Raw genomic sequence first — 10,183 nt, forward strand, 5'->3', positions numbered from 1 at the left:
ATTATACAGTGTTTCGCCAGAATTGTAAAACTGCAACGCACGGCAAAAGGTAAACCTAACCGACCAGGCTGCCGATCTGATATACGGCGAAGGTAATAATCCAGGCGACAAAAATCTGAAAGGCCACGGAAAAAGCCGTCCATTTCCAGCTCTGCGATTCCGCATGTATCGTGGCGATCGTAGCCGCGCAGGGAACATACAGCAGGGAAAACAGCATCATGCAGTAGCCATTGAGGGCTGTAAACCCGCTTTGTCCCAGCGTCGCCGCCAAGGCGGCCAGGGCGGCCGTCGAGTTGATATTCAGGCCGTCAAATAATACGGCAAAGCTCGATACGACGACTTCCTTCGCCGAAATGCCGGCGATAAGAGCCACCGTAATCTGCCAATATCCCAGCCCGATAGGCGCAAAAAAGGGCGTCAGGCCCCGGCCGATCAGCGCGCCGAAGCTGTTGGCCATATCGCCGTATCCGCTCGGGCCAAAGTTTAAAATAAACCACATGATAATAGACGCGGCGAAGATAATCGTACCGGCTCGGCTGAGGTAATCCTTTACCTTTTCCCATACGTAAATCGCCACGGTCCGGCTGCTGGGCCGCTTGTATTCAGGCAGCTCGATGAGCAGCGCGTTGTCCGACGTGTCTTTGCGCATCACATTGATTGCCAACAGCGATACCAGGGCGACGACGATGCCGATGATGTACATGGAATAGGCCGCCAGCATGGCATGGTTCGGAAAAAACATGCCGGAAAATAAAATATAGATAGGCAGTCTGGCGCTGCACGACATGAACGGCGTAACCAGCATTGTCCGATACCGGTCTTCCTTATTTTCCAGAGCCCTGGAAGCCATGATAGCCGGCACGCTGCAGCCAAAGCCCAGTATCATCGGAATAAAGGCCCGTCCCGACAGGCCCATCTTATTCATAATATCGTTCATAATATAGGCTACGCGGGACATGTAGCCGCTGTCTTCCAAAAGGGCCAGGGCAAAGAACAAAATACAAATATTCGGCAAAAACGTCAAGATGCCGCCGACGCCGGCAATGATGCCGTCGCACACCAGGGAGACGACCATGTCGCCCGCTCCGGCCGCAGCCAGAATAGCCCCTGCGCCCTGCGACAAGAAGTCTATCGCTTCTTCAAAATACTCCTTCAGCATATCGCCGATGAAGAAAGTCAGGAAGAAGACGACGGCCATGATGCAGAGGAACACGGGGATACTGAGCCAGTTGCTCGTCAGTATCTTGTCGGCATAGTCCGTCGCCGCCGCCCGGGCCGCCCGGTTGACGACGACTTCCTGTATGATTTCCTCTATAAAATTATATTTTTCGTTGATGATGTCCGTTTCATAGCTGCGGTCTATGACATGGGCCGGATCATCGACGGGAAAATTCTTCGTCACTTCCGGGTCCATTTCCAGCAGCTTCAAGGCATGCCAGCGATGGTTGTAAATGTCAGGATACCGTTCGTGCAGCATGCTCCGCACCGCGTCGATTTTGTCCTCCAGGGCGTCGCTGTACACCATGGCAAATTCATCGTGATGATTGTGGCGGTGCTTCGTCTCATCGGAATGGTTGTGGATCAGCCTGTCCGGCCGCACGTGGCCGCGATGGTGGACCGCTGCGTGCAGCAGCACGCTCAGGCCCCGCCGCTTCAGGGCCGACACGGGGATGACCGGCACGCCCAGCATTTCCGGCAGGCGGTGCAGGTCGATTTCCATTCCCCGCTTTTCTACGATATCCATCATGTTCAGGGCGACGACGACGGGCTTGCCTAACTCCAGAAGCTGCAGCGTCAGATACAGATTCCGCTCCAGCGCCGACGCGTCTACGACGTCGACGATGACGTCGACCTGGTCGCTTAAAATAAAATTACGGGAAACCTGCTCTTCCATCGTATAAGACGTCAGGCTGTACGTCCCCGGCAAGTCGACCAGATGGATGTGGACGCCGTGGGAATCGATGGCCCCCTCTACTTTTTCTACAGTAACGCCCGGCCAGTTCGCCACTTTCAAATTAGCTCCCGTATAGGCGTTAAATAACGTCGTCTTTCCGCAATTCGGATTGCCGATAAAGGCGACGGTCATTTCTGACGGTTTCTGTTCCATACTGCTCACGGTACGAAGCGGATCCGTTTGTCCTTGCACTTCCGCTTTCATACGATTCAACTCCTTACTTCAATATGTGATGAAATCCCCTTGCCGAGGGCCAGGCGCGTACTGCGCATCTGGATGATCATCGTGCCGGCGTTTTTATTGTTGAGAACCGACACCTTCGTTCCCTTGATCATTCCCAGCGCCTGAAGGCGCCGTTCCATGTTCTGCGGCAGATGCAGGGCTTCCACGATATACGTATCGCCTGCGATTCCATGATCCAAAGTCATTGTCTCATCCCCCTAACGAGCCCGTTCCGGTCCGTAGGCGTTGTCGCCGGACGTCCCCTTCACGGTAAAAAAGCCCAAATAGGATACGGCCATGATCGACTGGGCCGCCGTCGCCGCCGTATCCATGCCGGCAATCGGCAGGATGTAGCTGGCCAGATAACAGGCAAAGGGAATGATAAACAAGGCTCCCTGCTTGTTCATATCGTGACAGCGGCGAACACCTAAGGACAGCTGCGACCAGATGACCGGTATAGAAAGCAGCACGAAGATGATGCCGAACACCGCAGCGTAATCCATGCGGTTGATCAGCACGGCTTCGGCGAAGCGGCTGTATAAAATAGCCGAAAACATGAGCTGGGCAAACATGAGGACCAGCGTCCTCATGATAAAGGAACGGCGCGGCAGGCGGCCTGTGAAGACGAAATACTTCGCCTTCAGCTCCGCCAAGCTGCGGAAGCTCAGCGTACTGCTGTCGCTGCCCGGGCCGACGGGCATGGACAAGCCGCGGTGGATGCGGGCTGCCGGGCCGGAGCGCTTCTTTAATTGTATCTTTTTATGCTTTGCCATAGGTATTCCCTCCGATAAGACCTTTTTCCATTTTTTACTACGTACCAATGGTATCATATTCTTGGCCTCGACTCAATTCATTTTCTGCAAATTATGGTATAATACACTTGCACCGATACAATGAAAAAGGAGGAGCTTCATGAAAAAAGGAGTATACCATAAAGACAAATATACATTCAGCGGAATGCTGAGCGACGAAGCCTTGTGGACCTTCGAATTCTTCAGCAAATCGTTGGCCGATACCCTGTCTGATTACCTGGACGTCATGGAGGAAAACCATCTCTGCATTCCCGCCGACGACGCAGACGAGCTGTTCGACATGCTGGAAGATATCAGCGCCGACCTGCGGGACGACTATCATGCAGACTGCCTGCAATTAGGCCGGTTCAGAGAAAACATACTGGCCTTCTACGACCTGGCCTTTTCTCTTTGCAGCGACCTGGAAGACGATCTGTCCGACGCGCCCCTCGAAGCCGTCTATTACGGCCAAGTATTCGTCCAAGGCCTCAAGCACTTCCTGCCGGTCATGCTGCAAAGCCTGCTCATGGACCTGCCGGAAAGTCAAAAACTACAGCAATTTATAGAGCAAATACAACGAGACTTCTCCGGACTCGCTCCTTTGGACATCCACGGAAGCCGTTTAAATTAACCTGCCCAGGAGGAAACATCTATCATGACAACATATACCTTTACCGGCTTGACCGGTTCGGACGGTTTGCTGACCTTTAATTTTTTCTGTGAATCCCTTGTCGGCGCCCTTCATACGCTCCATCACGTCCTGGAAGACAACGGCGCGGAAATGCCGGAAAAAGCGGCGGGCCTTCCGAAGGCTCTGGCCGATATGGGCTCCCATCTTCTGGAGGACTACGGGAAAAACGAGCTCCATTTAGACCGCTTCAAGCAAGAGCTGCTCGATTTTTACGACCTAGCCTTCACCGTAAACGACGAGCTGGCGCCGATGATTTTAAAAGGCGACGACGGACTGCAGTATTATTATTACGTATACATGCAGGGCGTCAACCTCTTTTTCCCAAACATATTGGAAAGCATCCTCCGCGACCTGCCGGAAGGAACGGATCCGCAGCCCTTTATCGCCGATATTTCCCGCAGCTTCGCCGTCCTTTCATCGCCGCAGGCATAACTGCAAAAAAAGCGCCTTGCGGCGCTTTTTCTATTTCAAGATGAAGAAATACACAAACGATACGACGGCGACTAAAAACCGGTAGCAGGCAAAGGACGTAAGGGTCGATTTATTGAGAAATTTCAGGAACCACAATACGGAAATATACGCTACGATAAAGGCCGTCACAAAGCCGATGGCAATCATGACCAAATCGCCGCTGTCCAATACGGACCAGCTCTTCAGCAAATCGTAAAAGCAGGCGATGATCATGACCGGCACGGCAATGATAAAGGAAAAATCTGCTGCCGCCTTCCGGCTCAGCCCCAGAAATAAGCCGCCGGCAATGGTCGAGCCGGAGCGGGAAAAGCCGGGCCACAAGGCGAACATCTGAAAGGCGCCGACTAAAAATGCCTGCAAGATGGTCATCTTTTCCACATCGTCGCACAGCACGCGTATTTTCGCCCGTTCGGCCAGCAGCATGAACACGCCGCCGATGACCAGGCCGATAATGACGGTGCCGACGGAAAAGAGATACGTTTTGATCACTCCATGGGCAAAGTAGCCGATGATCATGACCGGCACGATGCCCGCTCCCACGTGAGCCAGCGTCAGCCCCGTATCGTTGCGCCGCCAATTCTGCGGGCGCAGCATATCCCAGCAGCGGTACTGCCGCAGCATACGGATAAATTTTTCTTTATAAATCACCAGAACCGACAAAATAGCGCCGAGCTGAATAAATACTTCAAATACGCTGGCCCTCGGCCCCGTAAATCCCAGCCAGTCGCCGACGAGAATCATGTGGCCCGTCGAAGAAATAGGCAGGTATTCCGTTACCCCTTCGACGATCCCCAAGATGACGGCAATCATATAGTCACCCATCGTTATCTGCTCCTTTTATTGAAATCAAACAAACGCTTTTGTCATTATACCATGCCGTACAGGAGAAAAAAAGAGCAAAATAAAACGCCGCAGAATCAACAGGCTCTGCGGCGTTTTACGCACGTACGGGGAAATCAGTCGAGGGACATTACATGTTTCGGATCTTCGATTGTAAATTTAGCATACTTGGGATCGCCGTTGTGTTCGAAATACAACGTGTTGCCTTCCAGGCTGCCGCGCCAGCTGACGATAATCGGGCATTCCTTGCTCAAGTCCTTCAGCATCTGAACCGGATTGAGGTTCAAAATCGGGGCGAACAGGAATTCGACGTTATCGATCATGACAACGCGGGCGTTGAGGCGGTGAATCGCCGTCGAAATGAGGGAAATAGCTTTTTCCGGACGGTCGGCCCGAGGAATTTCCAAGAATTCGTCGTCGAAGAGCTCGCGGGCTTCGCAAATCTTCCAGCCATCCTGGAACGTCAGTTCACGGATGAGCTTGCTCTTGCCGGAGCCGGGACCGCCGATAAGGATAAGCAGCTTTTCATCTTCCTGAGCAATGTACTTCCACCGTTTTAAAACATCTGCATCTGTAACCATGAAAATCACCTTCATCTGCTAGTATTAGTTATATTTATTATACTGGATGTCAGTCATATAAGTAAAGCATTTTTGCTATTTTATTTGTATATACTTGAAGAATCGTCCCGCGCCGCCGTCAGGACTGCAGGCCGTAACGGGCCATAGGGTCCTGCAGATTCTGAATAGGCGCGCTGATCAGCAGCACATCTTCCACATACCGGCTGGCGTGGTTGACGACGAAGACCAGGGAAATGCCCTTTTGGAAGGGACTGTCATAATAGTAGGCGTCAACGGATTTCTCCGCTTCCGGCCCAACTTCGACCCGGTCGGGCCGTCCGTACAGGGACAATACCGTTGAAATATGGTAGCCCAGCGTCGCGCCGCGGCTCGTATAGGCGTTGTTGGTCAGCAGAAAGACCTTCTGCACCATGTTCCGGCGGTCTACTTCGACGCCGTAATCGCCATAGAGCCAGAAATTGTTGCTGTCCCGTTTGACCAGGTTATTCCACATGTTGTATTTATTGGCCTGGAAGGGCTGGTTCAAGCTGAATCCCATGAGCGTAAAATCCCGTTCCGACCATTTATTCTGCGCCGGCAGGGCTTCACCGCGGCTGTAGGGCGGACGCGGCGGCATGAGGGCCACCCGCTCGATTTTCCGATTGGCGACGGCAAAAATCATGGCGCCGTCCCTCGCAGGATTTTCATACACAAAGTAATAAATATTGGCGTCGGCATCGCGCAAGACGTTGGAGGGAATCCCCATCTGGCGGACCAGTACCTCCGCAGGCATTTTCAGGCGCAGGCCCCTGCCGAAGACAGCGTCTTTCCCGCTAGTCAGGAACACCGATTCGACGCCGATGCGGACGCCTTCCCGTTCTTCTCCCGTTTCTTTCAGAATATCGGCCGTGTCGTTGCGGCTGCGAACCCGCATGGCAATATCCTTGCCGTCATACTGCATCGTCGTATAATGGGCGCTGCGGGCATACTTCGTCGGGCTGCCGTACAGGCTTCGGACCTTGCGCAGGCTGTCGCCGCAGTGTATGCCGCCGACGTGAAAATCGCCGGCATGCAGGACGCTGGGAACGGCAATATCCATAGCCCCGATTTCCTCTTTGGTCAATACCTTGCCGTTGGAAATCGGTTTCTTCTTGTCTTTTTTATCAGCCTCTTCACCTTCCCCTGCCGCCGCAGCTTGTGCCGCAGCGCCGGTATGGCTCTGGACTGTCGGAAGGGCAGGTTCAGACTGGGCGGGACTGCCGTCGGCAGAAACGGCCCCGACGGGCAGACAGGACGCGCACAACAGGCAAAAAACAGCGAGTATCAAGTTCTTTTTTCCGTTCATCGTCTTCCTCCTCATGGGGCTTTTGCAAAAAACACCCTTCGACACGATGGTTCAAAGGGTGTTTCCTAATTATTTCTGTTCCGGACGGCTAAGCGGGAACAACAGTACGTCGCGAATGGACGCGCTGTTGGTAAGGAACATGACCAAGCGGTCGATGCCGATACCCAGGCCTCCTGTCGGCGGCAAACCGTATTCCAGAGCGCGGCAGTAGTCTTCATCCATCTGATGAGCTTCGTCGTCGCCCCGTTCGCGTTCCTTCATCTGTTCGACAAAACGGTTGCGCTGGTCGATAGGATCGTTCAATTCGCCGAAGCCGTTGGCCAGCTCGCGGCCGTAAATAAAGCCTTCAAAACGATAGGTCAGCAAGGGATTATCCGGGTCCTGCTTGCTCAGCGGCGAAATTTCCAGCGGGTGGTTCGTAATGAGCGTCGGCTGAATCAGGTTTTCTTCTACGTAATCTTCAAAGCAGCCGTTGATAATCTTGCCGATGCCGTCGTATTCGCCGTATTCGACGTGCAGCTTGTCGGCAATAGCCCGCGCTTCTTCTACGGTCTTGACGTCCGTAAAGTCTTCGCCGGTGTATTTTTTAACAGCTTCGATCATAGTCATTCGGTCCCAAGGCGGCGTCAAGTCGATTTCCTTGTCGATATAGGTAATCTTCATCGTGCCGTACAGCTTCATAGCCAGCTGGGATACCATTTCTTCCGTAATCTTGATGACATCTTCCAAATCGCCGTAGGCCTGGTACAATTCTACCGTCGTAAATTCCGGGTTGTGGCGCGTGTCGATGCCTTCGTTGCGGAAGCAGCGGTTCATTTCATAGACTCGTTCCAAACCGCCGACGAGCAGGCGCTTTAAGTGCAGTTCCGGCGCAATGCGCAGGTAAATATCCATGTCGAGGGCGTTGTGGTGGGTCTTGAAGGGACGGGCAGCCGCGCCGCCGGCAATCGTGTGCAGCATCGGCGTTTCTACTTCCAAAAAGCCCCGTTCGTCCAAATACTGACGAATGCCCTTGATAATCTGGGACCGTTTAATAAACGTGTCTTTTACTTCCGGATTGACAATGAGATCCAAATACCGCTGGCGATAGCGCGTTTCCTTATCCGTCAGGCCGTGGAATTTTTCCGGCAGCGGACGGAGAGACTTGGACAGCAGCGTCCATTTTTCAACGCGGACCGTCGTTTCGCCCGTATGGGTCGTGAAAACAACCCCTTCGACGCCGACGATATCGCCGATATCGAGCAGCTTGAACAAGGTATACGATTCTTCACCCAAAATATCCTTGCGGAAATACAGCTGGATTTCGCCGCTGATATCGCGAAGGACGCAGAACGCCGTCTTGCCGTGACGGCGGATCGCCATGAGGCGGCCGGCAATGCGGACGACCGTTTCATCTTTTTCCAGGGCTTCCGCCTGGTCCTTCAATTCCTGGGCATGGTGATCCCAGTCAAATTTTTGACCGAAGGGATAGACGCCGGCGTCGATAAAGCTCTGCATCTTTTCGCGGCGCACCTTCATTTGGTCGTTTAATTTTTCTTCTTCTATGACAAGATTTTCTTTCTGCATTTCATCGGACATGACAATTCCTCCTATAGGCTTTTTTATTCCGCCGTAAACGGCAAAATCCGGTATTTCAATTCGCCTGCCGGCGCTTTGACCGTGACGACGACGGGATTCGCTTCGTTGATCGGCTGTCCCAAAATCGCCTTGCCTACGGGAGATTCATTGGAAATTCTATTGTTGAACGGATCGGCTTCCGCCGTGCCGACGACGGTATATTCAAAACGGTCGCCCGTTTCTACGTCTTCCAGAATCACTTTAGAGCCCAGGCGCACCTTCGCGCTGCTGTCGTCAGATTCCTGAATGATTTTTGCCGTACGGATTTTATTTTCCAGTTCGGAAATGCGGCCTTCGACAAAAGCCTGTTCATTTTTAGCGTCATCATATTCAGAGTTTTCGCTCAAGTCGCCCAAAGCGATTGCTTCCTGAATACGTTTGGAAACTTTAATGCGGCGAACTGATTTCAGCTCGTTTAATTCTTCCTTTAATTGTTCCAGACCTTCTTGCGTAATCAGCGTTTCATTTGTCATATTAGTACTCCTTTTCCCTATGACGGCAAATAGAAATAGTGTCAAGACACCTTGGCACTATTTCCACCTTTCTATTTTACGATAACTTTAATTATATGCGTATCTGTTATGTATGTCAATGAAAGAGAGTTTATTCGCGTATAAAAGCATATGCAATTATTTAGGAATAGGAATATGATATGTTTCATTCATAGAAGTATCCGGCTGAATCTTAATAGAAATTGGATATCTAATAATCCCATGACGGTGCAATGTTTTAGAAATATTCCCGCCCATATACATGGGATGAGGCCAATTATCCCGATTGTCTCCCTTTGGTACAACCAATATCATTTCCGTTTTCCCCTCTTGTTCCGCAGTTATAATTTGATTTATCAGATCTTTATCGATTTGGTAACAAATTTCCGGATCGATTCTTCCCATAGTAATTTCAGCGTAATAAGTATCTCCACTGCTATAAATGGTTTGCACCGTAAAAAATAATAATAAAAGAGGCAATAGCAAAATTATTCTCTGCCAATATGCAACAATATACGCCCCGCAGGAGAACAGCAATAAAAGTATCCAAAAGAACAAGCCTATGATGACATCGCTTCTTCCTATGTATCCAGCGCTAGATTTTGCACAGACCAGGAGCAAATACATCCCCGTTCCTAATAAAGCAAGTAATAAAATAGTCATCTCATTGCAAAGTACTTTTTTCTTCAGCAGATTCTTGCTTTTATAATAATAAATCCCTGCTACCGCTATTACAAAAATAAACGTTCCTGCAAAATATTTGTTAATGTGTTTAAAAACTTTGATGAATTCCATTCCTGTCTCATATAGCGGCAAATGAGCAATACTAGCGCCGATCGCCCTAGAGCGACCTCCATTAGCTTCTAAAATCAATGAAATAAACCATACGACTAAAATGATGACAAAGAATTTATTTTCATTCAAGTATGCAAAAAAGGCCTGCTTAGTGCGTATCCTCTGCTGTATAAAGCTTTTCGCCAAGCAAGCGCCTACGTAAGCGCTTAATATAATGCTCGACAAAACATTAGAAAAAATTGCTAAGTAAATCACGATATAGAGAAAACTTCTTTTTCCTAAATTGTCTGAAAATCGAAGCGTCCCCGTAATACGGCATTGCCAAAAATAAAGCACTAAACTAGCGTTCCATAGCGCAGGTATTAAATAATGAAAAATACAGGTAAGATTAATTGAGCCAAGTAAA

The 10,183-nt window shown here is 50.7% G+C and carries 11 protein-coding genes; 2 read left to right on the forward strand and 9 right to left on the reverse strand.

Going from position 1 to position 10,183, the window contains the following annotated elements; genetic code table 11:
• Positions 1-55 precede the first annotated feature (55 nt).
• The 3 genes from feoB to E0L13_RS08570 are packed head-to-tail and all read right to left on the reverse strand — an operon-like array spanning position 56 to position 2,949.
• A complete protein-coding gene (gene feoB, locus E0L13_RS08560; protein ID WP_206081596.1) occupies positions 56-2,158 on the reverse strand; it encodes a ferrous iron transport protein B in 2,103 nt (700 codons plus the stop codon).
• 5 nt (positions 2,159-2,163) lie between these two features.
• Complete coding sequence (locus E0L13_RS08565; protein WP_087476810.1) at positions 2,164-2,382, reverse strand: FeoA family protein; 219 nt, start codon at positions 2,380-2,382, stop codon at positions 2,164-2,166.
• A gap of 12 nt (positions 2,383-2,394) precedes the next feature.
• On the reverse strand, positions 2,395-2,949 hold the full coding sequence (locus tag E0L13_RS08570; protein ID WP_168061750.1) for a DUF805 domain-containing protein: 555 nt from the start codon (positions 2,947-2,949) through the stop codon (positions 2,395-2,397).
• A gap of 139 nt (positions 2,950-3,088) precedes the next feature.
• On the opposite strand from E0L13_RS08570, the gene E0L13_RS08575 reads away from it, so the two are divergent.
• Both E0L13_RS08575 and E0L13_RS08580 read left to right on the forward strand, forming a co-directional pair.
• The gene (locus E0L13_RS08575) at positions 3,089-3,598 is read left to right on the forward strand and encodes a hypothetical protein (protein WP_168061752.1); all 510 of its coding nucleotides are present in this window, start codon (positions 3,089-3,091) and stop codon (positions 3,596-3,598) included.
• A 24-nt stretch (positions 3,599-3,622) separates the two neighbouring features.
• Positions 3,623-4,090: a hypothetical protein gene (locus E0L13_RS08580; RefSeq protein ID WP_087476807.1), complete on the forward strand. Its 468-nt coding sequence runs from the start codon at positions 3,623-3,625 to the stop codon at positions 4,088-4,090.
• 30 nt (positions 4,091-4,120) lie between these two features.
• On the opposite strand, the gene E0L13_RS08585 is transcribed toward E0L13_RS08580, so the two are convergent.
• From E0L13_RS08585 to E0L13_RS08610, 6 genes are all read right to left on the reverse strand, one after another.
• Positions 4,121-4,951 (reverse strand): undecaprenyl-diphosphate phosphatase, encoded by an 831-nt coding sequence (locus tag E0L13_RS08585; RefSeq protein WP_087476806.1) that lies wholly within the window; start codon positions 4,949-4,951, stop codon positions 4,121-4,123.
• Positions 4,952-5,085: 134 nt separating this feature from the next.
• On the reverse strand, positions 5,086-5,550 hold the full coding sequence (brxF, locus tag E0L13_RS08590) for a BREX-3 system P-loop-containing protein BrxF (RefSeq protein ID WP_087476805.1): 465 nt from the start codon (positions 5,548-5,550) through the stop codon (positions 5,086-5,088).
• 118 nt (positions 5,551-5,668) lie between these two features.
• Positions 5,669-6,874 carry a hypothetical protein gene (locus tag E0L13_RS08595; protein ID WP_168061754.1) on the reverse strand — a complete coding sequence of 402 codons (1,206 nt, stop codon included), beginning with the start codon at positions 6,872-6,874 and terminating at the stop codon, positions 5,669-5,671.
• Between the two features lie 69 nt (positions 6,875-6,943).
• Entirely contained in the window at positions 6,944-8,452 is a 1,509-nt protein-coding gene (lysS, locus tag E0L13_RS08600) for a lysine--tRNA ligase (protein WP_168061756.1), read from the reverse strand.
• Positions 8,453-8,475: 23 nt separating this feature from the next.
• Complete coding sequence (greA, locus tag E0L13_RS08605; RefSeq protein ID WP_087476802.1) at positions 8,476-8,964, reverse strand: transcription elongation factor GreA; 489 nt, start codon at positions 8,962-8,964, stop codon at positions 8,476-8,478.
• A 156-nt stretch (positions 8,965-9,120) separates the two neighbouring features.
• A partial coding sequence (locus E0L13_RS08610; RefSeq protein ID WP_168061758.1) for a hypothetical protein occupies positions 9,121-10,183 on the reverse strand: 1,063 nt, incomplete at its 5' end.

This window comes from Megasphaera sp. SW808, assembly GCF_012027795.1.
Lineage (GTDB): Bacteria > Bacillota > Negativicutes > Veillonellales > Megasphaeraceae > Megasphaera > Megasphaera stantonii.

What these genes read in the sequence shown, in the direction of transcription:
- feoB (WP_206081596.1), bottom strand. Translation starts at nt 2,158, where the DNA reads ATGAAAGCGGAAGTGCAAGGACAAACGGATCCGCTTCGTACCGTGAGC.
- E0L13_RS08565 (WP_087476810.1), bottom strand. Translation starts at nt 2,382, where the DNA reads ATGACTTTGGATCATGGAATCGCAGGCGATACGTATATCGTGGAAGCC.
- E0L13_RS08570 (WP_168061750.1), bottom strand. Translation starts at nt 2,949, where the DNA reads ATGGCAAAGCATAAAAAGATACAATTAAAGAAGCGCTCCGGCCCGGCA.
- E0L13_RS08575 (WP_168061752.1), top strand. Translation starts at nt 3,089, where the DNA reads ATGAAAAAAGGAGTATACCATAAAGACAAATATACATTCAGCGGAATG.
- E0L13_RS08580 (WP_087476807.1), top strand. Translation starts at nt 3,623, where the DNA reads ATGACAACATATACCTTTACCGGCTTGACCGGTTCGGACGGTTTGCTG.
- E0L13_RS08585 (WP_087476806.1), bottom strand. Translation starts at nt 4,951, where the DNA reads ATGGGTGACTATATGATTGCCGTCATCTTGGGGATCGTCGAAGGGGTA.
- brxF (WP_087476805.1), bottom strand. Translation starts at nt 5,550, where the DNA reads ATGGTTACAGATGCAGATGTTTTAAAACGGTGGAAGTACATTGCTCAG.
- E0L13_RS08595 (WP_168061754.1), bottom strand. Translation starts at nt 6,874, where the DNA reads ATGAACGGAAAAAAGAACTTGATACTCGCTGTTTTTTGCCTGTTGTGC.
- lysS (WP_168061756.1), bottom strand. Translation starts at nt 8,452, where the DNA reads ATGTCCGATGAAATGCAGAAAGAAAATCTTGTCATAGAAGAAGAAAAA.
- greA (WP_087476802.1), bottom strand. Translation starts at nt 8,964, where the DNA reads ATGACAAATGAAACGCTGATTACGCAAGAAGGTCTGGAACAATTAAAG.